General features: G+C 60.2%; 18 protein-coding genes. 12 read left to right on the forward strand and 6 right to left on the reverse strand.

Annotated features, from left to right (window positions below; genetic code table 11):
* Window positions 1-155: 155 nt before the first annotated feature.
* The 7 genes from fabD to gmk all read left to right on the forward strand — a co-directional run bounded on the left by fabD (window position 156) and on the right by gmk (window position 6735).
* The gene (fabD, locus tag HJB89_RS09390) at window positions 156-1100 is read left to right on the forward strand and encodes an ACP S-malonyltransferase (protein WP_207583653.1); all 945 of its coding nucleotides are present in this window, start codon (window positions 156-158) and stop codon (window positions 1098-1100) included.
* A gap of 54 nt (window positions 1101-1154) precedes the next feature.
* The gene (gene fabG, locus HJB89_RS09395; protein ID WP_207583654.1) at window positions 1155-1892 is read left to right on the forward strand and encodes a 3-oxoacyl-[acyl-carrier-protein] reductase; all 738 of its coding nucleotides are present in this window, start codon (window positions 1155-1157) and stop codon (window positions 1890-1892) included.
* A 285-nt stretch (window positions 1893-2177) separates the two neighbouring features.
* Window positions 2178-2414, forward strand: a complete 237-nt coding sequence (locus HJB89_RS09400) for an acyl carrier protein (RefSeq protein WP_003547058.1) — start codon at window positions 2178-2180, stop codon at window positions 2412-2414.
* 93 nt (window positions 2415-2507) lie between these two features.
* Entirely contained in the window at window positions 2508-3770 is a 1263-nt protein-coding gene (gene fabF / locus HJB89_RS09405) for a beta-ketoacyl-ACP synthase II (protein ID WP_207583655.1), read from the forward strand.
* Window positions 3771-3945: 175 nt separating this feature from the next.
* Window positions 3946-5163, forward strand: coding sequence for an endolytic transglycosylase MltG (gene mltG, locus HJB89_RS09410; protein ID WP_207583656.1), 1218 nt, complete (start codon window positions 3946-3948; stop codon window positions 5161-5163).
* An 18-nt stretch (window positions 5164-5181) separates the two neighbouring features.
* Window positions 5182-6069: a YicC/YloC family endoribonuclease gene (locus HJB89_RS09415; RefSeq protein WP_221131494.1), complete on the forward strand. Its 888-nt coding sequence runs from the start codon at window positions 5182-5184 to the stop codon at window positions 6067-6069.
* 3 nt (window positions 6070-6072) lie between these two features.
* Window positions 6073-6735, forward strand: coding sequence for a guanylate kinase (gene gmk / locus HJB89_RS09420; protein WP_207583658.1), 663 nt, complete (start codon window positions 6073-6075; stop codon window positions 6733-6735).
* A 127-nt stretch (window positions 6736-6862) separates the two neighbouring features.
* Here the strand turns inward: gmk and HJB89_RS09425 are convergent, their stop codons facing one another.
* From HJB89_RS09425 to HJB89_RS09440, 4 genes are all read right to left on the reverse strand, one after another.
* Window positions 6863-7654 carry an amino acid ABC transporter ATP-binding protein gene (locus HJB89_RS09425; RefSeq protein ID WP_207583659.1) on the reverse strand — a complete coding sequence of 264 codons (792 nt, stop codon included), beginning with the start codon at window positions 7652-7654 and terminating at the stop codon, window positions 6863-6865.
* A complete protein-coding gene (locus tag HJB89_RS09430) occupies window positions 7651-8319 on the reverse strand; it encodes an amino acid ABC transporter permease (protein ID WP_207583660.1) in 669 nt (222 codons plus the stop codon). The genes HJB89_RS09425 and HJB89_RS09430 overlap by 4 nt, the downstream gene beginning before the upstream one ends.
* A complete protein-coding gene (locus HJB89_RS09435; RefSeq protein ID WP_164008695.1) occupies window positions 8316-8957 on the reverse strand; it encodes an amino acid ABC transporter permease in 642 nt (213 codons plus the stop codon). The genes HJB89_RS09430 and HJB89_RS09435 overlap by 4 nt, the downstream gene beginning before the upstream one ends.
* Before the next feature lie 99 nt (window positions 8958-9056).
* Complete coding sequence (locus tag HJB89_RS09440) at window positions 9057-9884, reverse strand: transporter substrate-binding domain-containing protein (RefSeq protein WP_207583661.1); 828 nt, start codon at window positions 9882-9884, stop codon at window positions 9057-9059.
* A gap of 224 nt (window positions 9885-10108) precedes the next feature.
* On the opposite strand from HJB89_RS09440, the gene HJB89_RS09445 reads away from it, so the two are divergent.
* The 3 genes from HJB89_RS09445 (at window position 10109) to HJB89_RS09455 (ending at window position 13232) form a co-directional block, all read left to right on the forward strand.
* Window positions 10109-10852: a UTRA domain-containing protein gene (locus tag HJB89_RS09445; RefSeq protein ID WP_207584281.1), complete on the forward strand. Its 744-nt coding sequence runs from the start codon at window positions 10109-10111 to the stop codon at window positions 10850-10852.
* Window positions 10849-11781, forward strand: coding sequence for a LysR family transcriptional regulator (locus HJB89_RS09450; protein ID WP_207583662.1), 933 nt, complete (start codon window positions 10849-10851; stop codon window positions 11779-11781). Before HJB89_RS09445 ends, HJB89_RS09450 begins: the two co-directional genes overlap by 4 nt.
* A 113-nt stretch (window positions 11782-11894) precedes the next feature.
* Entirely contained in the window at window positions 11895-13232 is a 1338-nt protein-coding gene (locus tag HJB89_RS09455; protein WP_207583663.1) for an LLM class flavin-dependent oxidoreductase, read from the forward strand.
* Here the strand turns inward: HJB89_RS09455 and HJB89_RS09460 are convergent, their stop codons facing one another.
* On the reverse strand, window positions 13233-14396 hold the full coding sequence (locus HJB89_RS09460) for an aminotransferase (protein ID WP_207583664.1): 1164 nt from the start codon (window positions 14394-14396) through the stop codon (window positions 13233-13235).
* 129 nt (window positions 14397-14525) lie between these two features.
* Window positions 14526-15575 (reverse strand): agmatinase, encoded by a 1050-nt coding sequence (gene speB / locus HJB89_RS09465; protein ID WP_207583665.1) that lies wholly within the window; start codon window positions 15573-15575, stop codon window positions 14526-14528.
* A 696-nt stretch (window positions 15576-16271) separates the two neighbouring features.
* On the opposite strand from speB, the gene HJB89_RS09470 reads away from it, so the two are divergent.
* Window positions 16272-16817: a flavin reductase family protein gene (locus tag HJB89_RS09470; protein ID WP_207583666.1), complete on the forward strand. Its 546-nt coding sequence runs from the start codon at window positions 16272-16274 to the stop codon at window positions 16815-16817.
* Window positions 16818-16887: 70 nt separating this feature from the next.
* Window positions 16888-18015, forward strand: coding sequence for a histidinol-phosphate transaminase (gene hisC / locus HJB89_RS09475; protein WP_221149639.1), 1128 nt, complete (start codon window positions 16888-16890; stop codon window positions 18013-18015).
* Window positions 18016-18120 lie beyond the last annotated feature (105 nt).

The following is an 18120-nucleotide window of genomic DNA, read 5'->3' on the forward strand; positions in this document are numbered from 1 at the left end:
TTTGGCGGAGCGCAAGAGCAAAAACCTGGCTTTTGCGCCGGGGAGAAAGGCTTTGCGGAGAATGAGCCGCCACTTGACTCTGCCCGAAAGAATGTCAATTGGAGGCAAAACAGCCTCATGGGGCGCAATCAGGGGCATCAGCCAGGGACACGAGAATGACCATTGCTTTCACTTTTCCCGGTCAGGGCAGTCAGGCCGTCGGCATGGGCAAGGATCTCGCCGAGAATTTCGCCGAAGCCCGCGTCGTTTTCGAAGAGGTCGATGCGGCGCTCGGTGAAAAGCTTTCGGACGTCATGTTCAGCGGTCCCGAGGATACGTTAACCCTGACGGCGAACGCCCAGCCGGCGCTGATGGCTGTCTCGATCGCCGTCGTCCGCGTCCTGGAGGCCAAAGGGCTGGATCTGAAGTCCAAGGTCGCCTACGTCGCCGGTCACTCGCTCGGCGAATATTCGGCACTTTGCGCCGCCGGAACCTTTTCGCTCGCCGACACCGCGCGGCTGTTGCGCATCCGCGGCAATGCCATGCAGGCGGCCGTCCCTGTCGGTGCCGGTGCTATGGCCGCGATCATCGGCCTCGAACATGCCGACGTCGTCGCCGTCTGCGAGGCAGCGGCCGTCCTCGGCGCCTGCCAGATCGCCAACGACAATGGCGGCGGCCAGATCGTCATCTCGGGTGAGAAGACAGCTGTCGAAAAGGCCGCCGGCCTGGCGACCGACAAGGGCGCCAAGCGCGCCATTCTGCTGCCGGTCTCCGCTCCGTTCCATTCGACACTGATGGCGCCCGCCGCCGAGGCCATGCGCGAAGCGCTGGCAACGGTCGCCAAGGCCGATCCCGTCGTGCCCCTCATTGCCAATGTCCGTGCCGCGCCCGTGACCAGCGCCGATGAGATCGCCGGCCTCCTAGTCGATCAGGTGACCGGTCAGGTGCGCTGGCGCGAGACGGTGGAATGGTTCGCCGGCAATGGCGTGACGACGCTTTATGAACTCGGCTCCGGCAAGGTGCTGACCGGCCTTGCCCGCCGCATCGACAAGACGATCAACGGCATCTCCGTCAACGGTCCGGCGGATATCGACGCGGCCGTCGCCGCCCTCATGGCCTGATTGGTATTTCCAGATATCCAAAGATCCAGATATCCAAAGATAAGGAACGTTTCCATGCTCGATCTTTCCGGCCGCAAGGCTCTCGTCACCGGCGCATCGGGCGGTATCGGCGAGGAAATCGCCCGCCTTCTTCATAAGCAGGGCGCTATCGTCGGTCTGCACGGCACCCGCGTCGAGAAGCTGGAAGCGCTGGCCGCCGAACTCGGCGAGCGCGTCAAGATCTTCCCGGCAAACCTTTCCGACCGCGATGAGGTCAAGGCGCTTGGCCAGAAGGCCGAGGCCGAACTCGAAGGCGTCGATATCCTCGTCAACAATGCCGGCATCACCAAGGACGGCCTGTTCGTTCGCATGAGCGACGAGGATTGGGATGCCGTTCTTGAAGTGAACCTGACGTCGACCTTCCGGCTGACGCGCGAATTGACGCATCCGATGATGCGTCGCCGCTATGGCCGCATCATCAACATCACCTCCATCGTCGGCGTCACCGGCAATGCGGGCCAGACCAATTACTGCGCCTCCAAGGCCGGCATGATCGGCTTCACCAAGTCGCTGGCCCAGGAGATCGCCACCCGCAACGTGACGGTCAACTGCGTGGCGCCAGGCTTCATCGAAAGCGCCATGACCGGCAAGCTGAACGACAAGCAGAAGGAAGCGATCATGGGAGCGATCCCGATGAAGCGCATGGGCACGGGCGGTGAGGTTGCTTCGGCGGTCGCTTATCTTGCGTCCTCCGAGGCTGCCTATATGACGGGCCAGACGCTGCACGTAAACGGCGGCATGGCGATGATCTGAAACGACAAACCGCTGGCATGGGGATATTTCCGCCAATAGCATGTTGAGCAATCACGAACCGTTGATTTTCTCGCTTTGCGGCAGACATAAAGCATGTTAAGCGGGCCATGACTGTCAACAGTCGTCCCGAGAAAGCAGACGGACCGGCCGGCTTTTTGCAAGCCTGGGACATCTCTGAAGCCGGGTAAACGAGTTTGCCGAGGATGTCTGAAAACATCGCAGGCTGAAACAGGGTAGGGTGCCGCAACGGCATTCCGATCAGGACATAAGGTCGAGGAAACCGACATGAGCGATATCGCAGAACGCGTAAAGAAAATTGTTATTGATCATCTTGGCGTCGATGCCGACAAGGTCGTCGAGAGCGCCAGCTTTATCGACGATCTGGGCGCCGACTCGCTCGACACGGTCGAACTTGTCATGGCTTTCGAAGAAGAATTCGGCGTTGAAATTCCTGACGACGCCGCCGACTCGATCCTGACGGTCGGCGATGCCGTGAAGTTTATCGAGAAGGCCCAGGCCTGATCCTGTAATTTTAAGAAAGGGCGGGCCTGGAGTCCGCCCTTTTCTTTTCGGCATATTTCTCCATAGAACATAAGAGACGGGGGAAAGCACGCGATGAGACGTGTCGTCATAACGGGTACCGGCATGGTATCACCCTTAGGATGCGGAACCGAGGTGACGTGGTCCCGGCTGCTTGCCGGTCAGAACGGCGCCCGCCTGGTCACCGAATTCGAGGTCGACGACCTTCCCGCCAAGATCGCCTGCCGCATTCCCGTCGGCGACGGCACCGACGGCACCTTCAATGTCGATCAGTGGATGGAGCCCAAAGAGCAGCGCAAGGTCGATCCCTTCATCATCTACGGCATGGCTGCCGCCGACATGGCGCTTGCCGACGCCGGCTGGCATCCCGAGACCGATGAGGACCAGATCGCCACCGGCGTGCTGATCGGCTCCGGCATCGGCGGCATCGAAGGCATCGTCGAGGCAGGGTACACACTGCGCGACAAGGGCCCCCGCCGCATCTCCCCCTTCTTCATTCCCGGCCGCCTGATCAACCTCGTCTCCGGCCAGGTTTCGATCCGCCACAAGCTGCGCGGACCCAATCATTCGGTCGTCACCGCCTGCTCGACAGGCGCGCATGCGATCGGCGATGCCGCGCGGCTGATTGCACTCGGCGATGCCGACGTCATGGTCGCCGGCGGCACAGAATCCCCGGTCAGCCGCATTTCGCTCGCCGGCTTTGCCGCCTGCAAGGCGCTGTCGACTCAGCACAACGACGATCCGCAGAAGGCCTCGCGCCCCTATGACCGCGACCGCGACGGCTTCGTCATGGGCGAGGGCGCCGGCATCGTCGTGCTCGAAGAGCTTGAACACGCCAAGGCGCGCGGCGCCAAGATCTATGCCGAAATCGTCGGCTACGGCCTGTCGGGCGACGCCTATCACATCACCGCTCCGTCCGAAGACGGCGAGGGCGCCGGCCGCTGCATGGCGATGGCGCTGAAGCGCGCCGGGCTGACGGCGGCCGATATCGACTACATCAACGCCCACGGCACCTCGACCATGGCCGACACGATCGAACTCGGCGCCGTCGAGCGGCTGGTCGGCAATGCGGCGTCGAAGATCTCCATGTCTTCGACAAAATCGGCAACCGGGCATCTTCTCGGTGCTGCCGGCGCGATCGAGGCGATTTTCACCACGCTTGCCATCCGCGATAATACCGCGCCGCCGACGCTCAATCTCGACAATCCCGAACGCGAGACGGCGATCGATCTTGTTCCGCACAAGGCACGTGAGCGAGAAATCAATGTGGCGCTATCCAACTCGTTCGGATTTGGCGGCACGAACGCGTCGCTCGTCCTGCGCCGTTACGCGCAATAACGGTCCTGTCCGCGCGGTGTAATGGGTGTCTCTTGCGCCGCAACCGTCCTCTGCGTTGCGTAGCGGGGGGCGCGAGCATAACGAGCGGAAGCGCCGTTGAACGGCGGCAGAACCTGCTTTTGCCGCATTGCTTCGCGAAATAGCGAAGTGAGGGTCAAGTTTTAGAGGATTGCCGGTGAGCGATACGACGAACCAGAGCAACGATACCCAGGCGCAGAAGGGGCCGATCATCCCGAAGTCGCCCAGCGAAGCCCTGCGTCCGGAGCGCGTTCCGGAGCCGCCGAAACGGTCCAAGAAAGCCCGCGGCCAGGTGGTTCTTTTCCTGAACTTCATCATGACGATGGCAGTTGTGGTCTGCGTTGTCGCCATCATCGCCTTCTACTACGCCACATCGACCTATCGGAACCCCGGTCCGCTGCAGACCAATACCAATTTCATTATCCGCAATGGCGCCGGTCTGGCCGAAATTGCGACGAACCTCGAACGCAACGCGATCATCGGCGATGCCCGCATCTTCCGTTATCTCACGGCAACGCATCTTTCTGCCGGCGAGAGCCTGAAGGCCGGTGAATATGAGATCAAGGCCAGAGCCTCCATGAGCGATATCATGGAGCTTCTGAAATCGGGCAAATCCATTCTCTATTCTGTTTCCTTCCCCGAAGGCCTGACGGTCCGCCAGATGTTCAACCGCATGCTGGAGGATCGGGTGCTGGAAGGCGACCTGCCGGCCGCCCTTCCGGCCGAGGGCAGCCTTCGCCCGGATACCTACAAGTTCTCGCGCGGCACCAAGCGCTCGGAAATCATCGAGCAGATGGAGGCGGCACAGCAGAAAATCGTCGATCAGATCTGGGACAAGCGCGACTCTTCGCTGCCGCTGCGGTCCAAGGAAGAACTCGTGACGCTCGCCTCGATCGTCGAAAAGGAAACCGGCGTTGCCGACGAACGTGCCCATGTCGCCTCGGTTTTCCTGAACCGCCTCGGCAAGGGCATGCGCCTGCAGTCCGACCCTACGATCATCTACGGTCTCTTCGGCGGCGACGGCAAACCGGCCGACCGGCCGATCTACCAGTCGGACCTGAAGCGGGACACGCCATTCAACACCTATGTCATCAAGGGTCTGCCGCCGACGCCGATCGCCAATCCCGGTAAGGATGCGCTGGAAGCCGTCGCCAATCCCTGGAAGACCCAGGATCTCTACTTTGTCGCCGACGGCACCGGCGGCCATGTTTTCGCTGCTACGCTCGAGGAGCACAACGCCAACGTCAAGCACTGGCGCAAGCTCGAAGCCGACAAGGGCTCGGATCCGAGCATCGCCGTCGACGGCCAGCCGGAAGAACAGCCGGCGGATGACGGCGCGACCGTCGTGCCGCCGAAGAAAAAGAAGATTAACTGATAGTTTCTGGAGGCTCGGATGGCTTTGCAGTCCATGACCGGTTTTGCGCGGCGCGAGGGAACGAGCGGCCGCTGGCGCTGGGCATGGGAACTGCGCTCGGTCAACGGCAAGGGCCTCGATCTGCGGCTGCGCCTGCCACCCGGCCTCGAACGTATGGAGGCAGACGTCCGCCGCCTCGCCGGCGAAAGCTTCAGCCGCGGCAACCTGCAGGCATCGCTGTCCGTCACCGCCGACGAGAACCGCTTCGATGCAGTGCTGAACAAGCAAGCGCTTGCCGCCGTGCTTGCCATGCGCGAACAATTGGACGGGATAATTGATCCGGCGCCGCTGAAGCTCGATACGCTGCTTCTGGTGCGCGGCATCGTTGAATTCCGGGAAAGCGAGGATGGCGAGGAAGCGCTTGCCGCCCGTGATGCCGATATCGCAGCCGGCCTGTTGGCCGCGCTTTCAGATCTGAGAGCCATGCGAGAGCAGGAAGGGGCGGCGCTGACCCGCATTCTCCTCGACCATGTCACGACAATCGACGGTCTGACGCGCACGATCGCGGCCGATCCCTCACGCTCGCTGCAGGAGATCGCCGCACGGCTTGCCGCGCAAGTCGCCTTGTTGATGGACGGCATGGCCGCGCTCGACCGCGACAGGCTGCATGCCGAAGCCGCATTGCTGGCGACCAAGGCGGATCTGCGCGAGGAAATCGATCGTCTGAAGGCGCACGTCGCCGCAGCGCGCGATCTCCTGGTGAAAGATGGCCCTGCCGGGCGCCGGCTCGATTTCCTTGCACAGGAATTTAACCGCGAATCGAATACCATCTGCTCGAAGTCGAATGCCTCGGCGGTTACCGCCGCCGGCATCGAGCTGAAAGTTGTGATCGACCAGTTCCGCGAGCAGGTCCAGAATTTGGAGTAGGACATGAAACCGGCGAAACCCTCGCCCGTCCAGATCGCCCGCCGCGGTCTGATGCTTGTCATCTCGTCGCCGTCGGGCGCCGGCAAGTCCACCATCGCGCGTACGCTGCTGGAGCAGGACAGGCAAATAGGCCTCTCCGTCAGCGTCACCACGCGCCAGCGCCGCCCGAGCGAAGTCGAGGATGTGCATTACCACTTCAAGAGTGTGCGCGAGTTCGAGCGGCTGCGCGATAGCGACGCGCTGCTCGAATGGGCCGAGGTGCACGGCAATTTCTACGGCACGCCGCGTGAGCCGGTCGAGCAGGCGATGGCAGAAGGCCGTGACATGCTCTTCGATATCGACTGGCAGGGCGCCCAGCAACTGCAGGAGAAGATGTCGGCCGACGTCGTCTCGATCTTCGTGCTGCCGCCGACCATGACCGAGCTCCAGTCGCGCCTGCACCGCCGCGCCGAGGATTCCGAGGAGGTCATTCAGACGCGCCTCGCCAACAGCCGCGCCGAGATCGCCCACTGGCGCGAATACGACTACGTCATCATAAACGACGATCTTAATGCCGCGTTCGACGCCGTCCAGTCGATCGTCAAAGCCGAACGCCTGCGCCGCGACCGCCGCCATGGCATGTTCGACTTCGTCCGCGAGCTGCTGGAAGAGACGCCGTCGCTTTAGGGGTAGATCCTGAGAAGCTTGAGCGGTCCTAGCCGCTCTGGGTAAGAAACGTCAGATGCCAGCGACGGCCACCGCTAACGTTACGGCGACGGTTTCACTGAGCCTGTTGCTATAGCTGCAGCTGCGCTTAGAGAAGCATGGACGCGCCGCGATCGAGATAGGTGTCTAGGAACTGCTCCAGACGCGGATTTCGCGGTTTCTTGAACACGTCTTGCGGCGCCCCTGTAAACAGTACCTTGCCATGGTCGAGGAAGATGATCTGCTGACCGACCGTCGCGGCGAAGCCGATCTCGTGTGAGACCACGACCATGGTCATGCCCTCGGCCGCCAGATCGCGCATGACATTCAGCACCTCGCCCGTTAGCTCCGGATCGAGCGAAGAGGTTGGTTCGTCAAACAGCATGATCTTAGGCTTGAGCGCCAATGCGCGGGCAATGGCGACACGCTGTTGCTGGCCGCCGGAAAGCTGCGAGGGATAGTGCCCGGCGCGCGCTTCCAGCCCGACTTTCACAAGCTGAGCCAACGCCAGATCCTCGGCCTGTTTGCGGCTCAGCCTGTGAACCATCTTTAGTGCCTCGCTGACATTGCCGAGCGCCGTCATGTGCGGCCAAAGATTAAACTGCTGGAAGACCATGCCGATCTGGGCGCGGATTGTTCGGTTCGTAGCCGCAGGAACGCGCTCCCGCACACCCTCGGCGTTCTCGCTGAAGCCAAGTACCTCGCCATTGATGGCAATCGTGCCGCGGGTTGCCTCTTCGAGAAAGGCCATGCAGCGTAAAAGCGTGCTCTTGCCGGAGCCGGAAGGGCCGATCAGGCAGGAGACTTGTCCCTGCGCTATCTCGAGGTCGATGCCTTGCAGGACAGTGGAATCCCCGAACTTCTTGACAAGATTGTTGACTGCGATTGCGGGAACGCTCATGCGTTGAAAAACCTGAATCTGGAAAGTTTCGTTTCGGCGAGATTGCCAAGCCGGCCGGTGAATTCGACCAGCACCCAATAAAAGAGCGCCAGCGCGGAAAGCGCTTCCACGAAGGCGTATTGCTGCGAGCCTATGGCGCTCAATGTCGCCGTCAGTTCCGGCACGGTAATGATCGACAGTACTGCCGTCTCCTTCATGAGGATCACCGCCATGTTCACCGACGGCGGCAGCACCAGCATGGTCATTTCCGGCAGCAGGATGCGCCTGACGATCTGCCCTTGCGTGAGGCCGACGCATTCACCGGCTTCGATGTGCCCCCTTGGGACTGCCCGAAAGCCGGAGCGGAAAATTTCGCTAAAATAGGCCGCACCATAGATCGAGATGCCGATCAGCCCGGCGGGTAGGGGATCGAGCGACAGACCGACGAAAGGACCGCCATAATAGACTAGGAATATCTGGATCAGGAAGGGTGTACCGCGCAGGACCGCGACAATAAGACCAAGCGCCTTATCGACCACCAGACCGCCATATTGCCTGGCGACAGCCAGCAGAAAGCCAAGGGCGGCGGCGGCAATCGTGCCGAAAACCCAAATCATGATCGTGACGCCCGCGCCGCTGACGATCGCAGGCCATTGCTCGATGAGGACGTTGATGTCGAAGCTCATCGGGGTGCTCCAGGAAGAGAGCGTTCGATCAGGCCGCCGGCCAATGCGACGATCCAGTTGATCACCAGATAGATCAAGCCGGCTGACGCGAAGAGCTGCAGGGGCAGAAAGGTGCTGCCGGCGAGATCCTGCGCCATGCGCGTCAATTCGACAATGCCGACAACGGAGACGAGAGACGACGCCTTGAGAATGAGGATCGCTTCGTTGACGAGGGCAGGCAATGTCAGGCGAAGGGCGGTCGGAACCTTGATGCGGCGAAAGATCTGACCGGGCGTCAAGCCGACCATTTCAGCGGATTCGACCAGCCCGACGGGAACACTGGCAAAGCCGCCCCGCAGGTTTTCCGCTTGATAAGCGGCGGTACAGAGCGACAGGCCAATGACCGCCGCCACAACGCTTGGCACATTGATGCCAATAACTGGCAGAAGATTGTAAATCAGCAGCAATTGCACGAGCAGCGGCACACCGCGAAAAAAGCTGATAAAAATCCGGGCAGGCAGCACCAGATGGCGCCGCAGCGAAAGCAGCATGCCCGACAGCAGGATCGCGATGGCGAAACCGATCAGGATTGATACGACGCTGATCGTGACCGTATAGATCGAAGCCTGCAGCAGCAATTCGAAGAGTTTGAAGGACATGAGGGTTGGATGTCGTCCCCTTGGCGGTCATGAAACCGGATATGCTTCCAATCATGCCCCGGCACATCCGGGGCATGATTGGTGATGACGATCAATCGATCAGAATGCTGGGTCCTTGACCGAATCCGGGGTGTCGAAGGTCGCGCCGAACCACTTCTTCTGCAGCGCGGCCATTCTGCCGTCCGCCTTTATCTTCAGCATCGCGGCATCGATCGCATCCATTAGCGGCGTGTGATCGGTATCCTTCAGGCCGATAAAGCCGAAATAGGATTTTTTGCCGAAGGGCGGCAGCACGACTTCGAAGACACCCTCACGCTGCTTGGCGACGAATGCGATGTTCGGCAGAGAGTTTGCCACGCCGGCGATGCGACCGGCGGCAAGATCGGCATAGGATTCGGTAAAGGCCGGATATTCACGAATGTCCGCTTTCGTCGGCAATGTCTCGGAGAATTCCTTGAGCTGATCGAGCTGCGAGGTTGCCTTGCCGACGCCGATCTTCTTGCCAGCGATGTCTTCCGGCTTGCTGATGGTTTGATCGCCCGCCTTTTTGAGAATGGCTATGGTCGCTTCGGCCAGCGGCGGCGTAAAGCGATAGCGCTCCATGCGTTTCTTGGTAATCGTCGCCGGGCCGGCCACCACGTCGAATTTTCCGGCTTCCAAAGCAGGGAAAACGCCGTCCCAGGGCAACGTCACCCACTCGATCTTCACACCGAGCTCCTTGCCGATCTCGTCGAAAAGATCGACGTTCAATCCGACATGCTCACCAGCGTCGATGAAGTCAAAGGGTGCGAAGGCCGTCTCGGTGCCGACCTTCAGGGTGCCGGCGGCCTTGACCGTCGCCAGCGTATCTGCAGCGTGCGCGGAAAGTGTCGCCCCGAGCAGGAACGCGGCGCTCATCAACCCTTTGAGCAATGAATTCTTCTTCATGATCTTCTCTCCAGTTTTGCCCTTCCAGCGGAAGAGTCCAGGTTCCCCAGCGTTTCCCGCCGAACGAGCTTCTCTGGCCCGCTTTTGTCTATACAAATAGATATAGCTCGGCATACAGTGTCAATGTAAAAGTCTTGAAAAGCAAAAAACGTGCCGGACCTTTGGCCGAAGCCGCCTCGCATTGAGGCCAGGATCTGAACGCCGTCGCGGGATCGAGGTGAGTGTTGGTCTCAATTCATCATAGAATCTTCGGAGACATCGAGGCGAAGATCATGAATGGCGACTGGAAACCTGGCCAGCGTATCCCGATCGAGCATGAACTCGCCGACCAATACCAATGCTCGCGGATGACCGTGAACAAGGCGCTGTCGGCGCTCGCCGAGCGCGGCATGATCGTCCGGCGGCGCAAGACAGGCTCCTTTGTCGCCTCGCGGCAGATCGATCGCACGGTCATGGATATTCAGGATATCAGTACCGAGGCGGAGCTTGCCGGACACGAGCACGACCACCGCATACTGAAGCGGCAGATAGAGAAACTGGATACGTCAGGGGCCGTCTTATTGGGTGAAAGTCCGGGTGCGGAGGTTCTCAAGCTGCAATGTCTGCACCTCGTCGACGGCAAGCCGAACGCAATCGAGCGACGCATCATCATGCTTGATGCCGTACCGCTTGCCAGGAATGAAAACTTCGCATCCGTTCCGCCGGCCAAATGGTTGCTGGAGCAGGTGCCGTGGTCGAAGGCAAGGCACATCATTCGCGCCGTTTCCGCAGATCCGGCCACCGCCAGGCTGCTCGAGACCGAGCGTGGTGACGCCTGCCTGACGCTCATTCGCCAGACATGGCAAAATGGCCGGACCGTCACCTATGTCGAAATCACCCATCCCGGCGACCGCTTTCAATTCGCCGGTGACTTTCAGCCGACCGAGCAGGAAATGTCCGACTATTCGTCCCGGAGAAACGCAACGTGAGTGCGCCGCGCCGCTTCAAAGCCATTCCGCTTAAAGGCTTGCAGGCCTTCGAAGCCGTCGGCCGCTGCGGCAGCGTGACGGCCGCTGCCCTGGAATTGAACGTTTCGCCCGGCGCGATCAGCCAGCAGGTGCGCAAGATCGAAAGCTTTCTGGGCGTGACGCTTCTGGAGCGCAACGGCCGCACCACGGAGCTGACCCTCTGGGGCAGGCTTTATCATCAGGAGATATCCAAAGGCTTCGAGCAATTCGCGATTGCCGAACGCATGCTGGAGCGGGCACGCAATGAAAATGCCCTCGTCCTGAGTGCCTTGTCTTCCGTCGTCAATAAGTGGATCGGCCGGCTTATCTTCGGCTGGCAGGCGCTTCATCCGGATGCCCATGTCCGGATCATCGGTCGCGACAGTGAGCCACGTATGGGCTTCGACGAAATCGACTTTCGCATCAGCTACGGATCGAACGTGCTGCAGCACGAGCATTACAGTGAACTATTCCGCGACTGGGTCGTGCCCGCCTGCTCGCCGGCGCTCATTCAAGAGCGTAAGCCGTCGGCATTTGAACTTTTCGACTATCCGCTATTGCATGTCGAATGGGAAAGGCACTTCACCCCGTACCCCAGTTGGGTCGACTTCGCCGCGAAAGTGGGCGCGACTCTCAGGGAAACGACGCCTGGACTGTCCTTCACCTTATCAAGTAGCGCGATCGACGCTGCCGTCAAAAAACGTGGCATCGTCCTCGCGCAAATGTCGATGATCGCCGATGAGCTGGAAGCTCAGGCGCTGGTCATCCCCCTCGATATCCGGATCCCGCTTCGCGAAAGCTATTTCCTGGCCTGGGATAGGTCAGCGCTGCAGAAATCCCACGGTGCCGCCTTCCGCGATTGGCTGATGACGATTTCGCGGCAGCAGGCGCGGATTTCCGCCCCGCAATGAAAATCTTGCCAATCTTTTAGAAAAACTAAAATGAAAGATAGTTCAGCACTATTGCTCGAAAAATCGGCGCGGCGATAATTTGCACAATCATCAATCTTGGAGGCTGGAATTTTATGGCGCGTAAGATGAAGCTCGGCACCTTTGTCTACACGTTCGGCTTCCATCCGGCATCGTGGCTTCATCCTGCCAGCGATATCAACGGCGCCAACGACTTTGCCCATCTTCTTGAGGTTGCCAAACGGTCGGAGGCGGCAAAGTTCGACTTCATGTTCATGGCGGATTCACCCGCCGCAGCCGTCGGCGATCCTGATGCTCTCGCCCGTATTCCCACTAAGATGAACCGCTTCGAGCCGCTTTCACTGCTATCGGCGCTTTCGGTCACCACACGGAACCTTGGTCTGGTCGCAACCGTGTCGACGAGCTACTACGAGCCTTATAACGTCGCGCGCCTCTTCGCCTCGATAGATCATCTGAGCGGCGGCCGCGCCTGTTGGAATGTCGTCACCTCCGACCATGACGAGACCGGCTACAATTTCAATCGCGAGGGCCTGGATCCGCATGCCTTGCGCTATGAGCGAGGCAACGAATTCGTCGATGTCGTCTTCGGCCTGTGGGATAGTTTTGAGGACGGCGCCCTACTTCTCGACCGCAAGAACGGGGTCTATTACGACAAGACTAAGCATCATACGCTGAACCACAAGGGTAAGCATTTCCAAGTGCGCGGTCCCCTCAATATCGCCCGGACACCCCAGGGCCGCCCGGTTATCGCGCAGGCCGGTGGCTCCGAACCCGGCATGGAAATGGCGGCGCGCACGGCGGAGATCGTCTTCAGCCTCGCGTCCAACATCGACCGCAACCGGGCCTTCTATGAAAATGTGAAAAAACGTATGCCGGCCTACGGACGCGACCCGAATGATCTCAAGATCATGCCGGGCGTCGTCATCAATGTCGGTGAGACCAGAGCCGAAGCGCAGGCGAAGGTCGATTATCTGATCGACAAGATGCATCCCGATGTTGGTCGCCTGATGCTTTCGGAATTCCTGGAGGCGGATCTGCGCGGCGTGCCTCTCAACAAGCCTTTTCCGATGGACCGGCTGCCGGACGCGCCGAAGGGCTCGCGGGCGCTCTTCGACGAACTGGTCGACTTCGTCAAGAACGGCCGCACCGTAGGAGAACTCATCCGCCATTATGCGGAAAAGCATACGGGCAACGGCATGACCGGCACGCCGGCCGAAATCGCTGACTTCATGGAGGAATGGTTCGAGACGCGCGCCGCCGACGGCTTCATCCTGATGTTCCCGACCTTGCCGGCAAGCCTCGACGATTTCGTGACGCTTGTCTTGCCGGAACTGCGTCGCCGCGGATTGTTCCGCGAGGAATATGAAGGTTCGACACTTCGCGAGAATCTCGGGCTCTCCATGCCCGCAAATCGGTTCGCGACCCCCGCCTGATCAGCGCAGGCGTTCACCGAGCAGGCCGATCGAAGCCGTATCGGCGTTGGCAAAGGCCAGGCGCAGATATCGCTCCTGCCCTTCGCCGAAATAGGCGCCGGGGATCGAAATGATACCTGCCTGTTTTGCAAGCCGCTCGGCGACCACCGTGGATGGCTGATCGGCGAACGGATGGCGGATGAAAGCAAAATAGGCGCCGATCGCGGCGATATCCCAGCCGGGCAACTCAGCGATCACCGCCTTCAACGCATCCGCCCGCCTGGCGATTTCCAGCCGGTTGTCGGCCCGCCAGGTGGCCAGCACCGGCAAGGCCTCGGCGACGGCATGCTGCGCTGAGCGCGGCGCGCAGATCTGCATATTGTCCATGACCTTGGTGATCTCGGCGAGCAGCTTCGGTCCCGCCGTAATTGCGCCGAGCCTGTGGCCGGGAATGCAGAAGGACTTCGAGAAGCTGTAAAGGAGAACGAGCGTTTCCTTCCATCCGGGCTCGGAGAGCAGCGCGTGCGGAGGCCCGTAACCCGCCGCCAGGAAATCGCGATAGGTCTCGTCCAGGATCAGCCAGGCGCCGTGTTTCCGGCACAACAGGAACAGATCATGCAACAATGCCGGCGGATAGACTGCGCCGCTCGGATTGTTGGGCGTGACGATCGCCAGGGCGCGCGCTCCGGCAGCCAGCGCTTGTTCGGCGGATGCGAGATCGGGAAGAAATCCATTGGCCGCATCACATGCGACCAACGCACGCTTGATCCCGAGCATTGCCAGTGTCGTATCGTGATTGAAATAGAAGGGATTGGTCAGTGCTACGGTTTCGCCGGCGCCTGCAAGTGCGATGGCCGCGCACATGAAGGCTTGATTGCAGCCGGAGGTGATATGGACATTCTCAGCACCGACGGGCGCACCGTAAAGCCCGCTCACATGTCGCGCATAGGCCGTCCGCAAGACCGCCTCTCCCTCGATCGGTCCGTAGCCGGTCATGGCCTGCGATGCGGCGGCCTCGCCGAGCAGTCGCAGCATCTCCGGATGCGCCGGATAGCCCGGCACTGCTTGCGAGAGATCGATGAGCGCGCCCTTTCCACCGGTATATTCGCGGCTCCAGGCGATGACAGAGGGAATTGGTGGGGGTGAAAGACGAGCAACGAGCGAATTGGCGGCAGCGATAGGCATATCGATTATCCTTTTGAAATCGATTGCTACACCGATATCGATCGCCTTCTCAACCGCTTTGTCGAAGACCATAAGACAGGCGCTCACAAGCCCGCCGCTCATTCCATTTCCACCCGATGTTGCCCCGCGCTATTTCACCGAGGGGCTGAAAACCATCAGGCTCAGGATTTCGAACAGCGTCTGCGCGCCCGCGTGGGCCGTGTTGGTCGTCGCATCATATTGCGGCGCCACCTCGACCACATCGCCGCCGACCAGATTGATGCCTTTCAGGCCGCGGATGAGCTCCAGCACCTCCCGGGTGGTCAGACCGCCGACCTCCGGCGTTCCGGTGCCAGGCGCAAAACTCGGATCGAGGCTGTCAATATCGAAGGAAAGATAGGTCGGGCCGTCGCCGACGATCTGTCTGGCCTTCTCGACGATGGCCGGGATGCCGAGGCCGGTCACCTGTTCTGCATGAATGACCGTCATGCCGGATTCATAGGAGAATTCCCAAAGATATTCCGCCGATCCCCTAATCCCGATCTGGATCGTCCGCGTCGGGTCGAGCACGCCGTCGAGGACGGCATTTCGGAACGGACCGCCATGATGGAACTTCGTCTGGTCGAAGGAGCCGCCGGTATCGCAATGGGCGTCGATATGAATAAGACCGACCGGCGCCTTCTTGCCGACGGCCTTCAGGATCGGATGCGTGATCGAGTGATCGCCGCCGACGGACAGCGGCAGCACGCCGGCATCGACGATCTGGTTGATGCGCTTTTCTATATCGTCTTGGCTGAGTTCGAGACGATAGCGGCTCTGGAACGGAACATCGCCGATATCGGCGACGTTGAGATCGAAAACGGGCGCGCAGCCGAGAACGTGATTATAGGGACCGATGCGCTCGATAGCGCGCAGCGCGCGCGGTCCAAAGCGGGAACCGGGCCGATTGGTCACGCCGAGATCCATCGGCACGCCCAGGATCGCGACCTGCAGATTGCCAAACTCCGGATTTTCCGCATAGGCCGGCATATGGGGTGCCGACAGGAAGGTCGGGATGCCGGCATATGGCGCAAGCCGGGTGCCGCTCTTCGAGAAGATCTTATCCGCCACGTTACGGAAATTGGCATCGAAAAATTCTCCGCCGTGGCTTTCGCCATACTTCTTGCGCAGAGCGATTAATTTTTCCTCATTGAATGTCATCGATTACCTCGGTCAATTGATCGCTGTCTCTTGGTATCTGGGCATTGGCATTTGATCAAAGTTCAATCCGGCCTACAGCTCGGAACCCTTGTACGTGGATCTCACTTGACGCTCCGCCGTTACAGAGGGTGATTAGCTCGTCACCAACCAGCTCAAAGGCAAAACCGACGCCTGTTGTTCGCTGTGCTCGCACAGGTCATGGGTCGCAACCAAGGGCGTGTCATGGATGCTCACGCGTCTCCCGACGTTTAGAAAATCTAAAAATGAACGCATTTGTTGCCGCCTTGTTGCCTTGGCAGGCGCAGCCTATTGAATGTCATGGGAGCTGCCGAAGACGATCAGCAACCCAAAGTCTCTGAAAGGTGATTGCATGCCTCGGCAGGACAAACCGAAACTTGGCACCTTCGTTTATCATCCGGCTTCATGGCTGCATCCGCAAAGCAATGTCAACGGTGCAAATGATTTCAATTACTTGCTGAATGTCGCGGATGTCGGCCGCCGGATGCTGTCTGAATTCCTTGAGGCTAATCTCGGGGCTTGTTCAGAGAGGAGTATAAAGGAAAGACGCTGCAGGAGAACCTGGGTCTCTCTATGCCGGTCAACCGCTACGCCGCCGCACGCAAATCCGTCTGAGCCAGGACGCGATGTCTCGGAGGCTCCGGTCGGGGCTTCCCGAAAGCCTATCGAGGATCCCCGATGACAGTTTCAATAACGCTTCCCGAGATCCCTGCCGAGTTGCAGTTGGTCGACAAGGACCTTTTCAAGGCATCGATGCGCCATCTCGCCGGCGCCGTTAGCGTCATCACCGTGGGTATTGGTGATGACCGGACCGGTTTTACGGCGACATCGGTGTCATCGTTGTCGGCCGACGTCCCCTCCGTCATCGTCAGCGTCAATCGCGGATCGTCCTCGTGGCCGGCGCTGCAGCGCCACAGACACTTCTGCGTCAACGTGCTTGCGCATGATCAGCAGAGCGTGGCGCAATCATTTTCCGGTTACGGGGGAAGAAGCGGCGTTCGCCGCTACGAGGGTGCCGCGTGGTCGGCGATCAGCACCGGCGCGCCGATGCTCGACGGCGCGCTGACGGCTCTCGATTGCGAATTGGACGAAGCCATCCCCATGCATTCCCACGCCATATTGATTGGAAGGGTGAGGGCGATCACGCTGCGGAGAGGGGCTGAGCCGCTTCTTTACTGGAACGGCGCCTTTCGCCATCTCGCGGGCGTTGCCCCGGCCTCCTGAACCAAGACTGCCCGCAGCAATCCCGCTCCCCTGGTAACCCGTTCCATGGAAATTCGAAAGCGCTCGATCGATGTCAGTCAATGAATCCGCAAGGCCAGGGATCGTCCCTAATCCGCATATATCGGCCTTGCCGATTTACAATGCGGGCATGAATATCAGGCTTGCGCGTCAGTTGAGCGGCCATGACGACATCGCGGCACTCGCCAGCAATGAAAATCCGAACGGCTGCTCGCCGAAGGTGATGGAAGCAATGGCATCGTCGGCCTTCAACCCGTCGCGCTATTCGGATCCAGCCTGCACAGAACTGAGAAACGCCCTGTCACGCCTGCTTGACCTGCCGCCCGGCCAAATCGTCGTCGGCAATGGCTCGGAGGAGATGGTCGCCGCCATCTCCCGTGCCTTCCTCGTCCAGGGCTCATCGGCATTGACCGTGACGCCGAGCTTCGGCTTGCACGAGATCGAGCCGCTTGCGGCGGGAGCACGGGTCACCAAGGTGCCGATGACATCGGATATGGGCTTCGACATCCCGGCTCTGGAAGCGGCGCTTGCAACCGGCCCGGCGCTTTTCTTCCTTCCCTCTCCGTCGAACCCGGTCGGTGCGGCGCTGACCCGCAGCGAGCTTGACAGACTGGTGGCCGCCACGCGGCCGCAAACGCTCTTCGTGCTGGACGAAGCCTATTTCGAATATATGGAAGAAGGGCAGGCGGACGGGATGGCGCTGGTTCGCAGCGGCAATTTCCCTTCGATCGTGCTGCGAACTTTCTCTAAGGCCTATGGACTTGCAGGCCTCAGAGTGGGCTATGCGACCTGTTCCAACCCCGAGATCGCCCGTATCGTTGCCGCTGCAAAGCCGCCGTTCAACGTGAACGCTGCAGCCCAGGTCGCGGCAGTCGCCGCGCTTGCCGATCAACAATGGATGAAGCAATCCGTCGAGCGCACAAAAACCGAGCGAGCACGGTTGGCGCGAGGTCTGGACGAGCTCGGCATCTTCACCGCGTCTTCCCAGACTAATTTTCTTTTCTTCCGGACCACCCTTCCGAGCGAGCATGCCGCCAAGGCGCTGCTCGCAGACGGGATCATCGTAAAGCCGTGGCGCGAGGCGGGCTACGAAAATTGGGTGCGCGTCACCATCGGGACGCCCAAGCAGAATGATCGCGTTCTCGCTTCGCTAAACCATATTCTCAATGGTGCATCGTGAATCAGTATCCGAAACTGAATTCGCCTCGAATTTCCTTGCCGAAATTGCGGCAGCCGTCGGCCACAGCCGGTTATTTGGCATTTTTTTGCCGTGGCTTCCAAGAGC

Origin of the sequence: Rhizobium sp. NZLR8, assembly GCF_019685025.1 — a bacterium.
GTDB lineage: Bacteria > Pseudomonadota > Alphaproteobacteria > Rhizobiales > Rhizobiaceae > Rhizobium.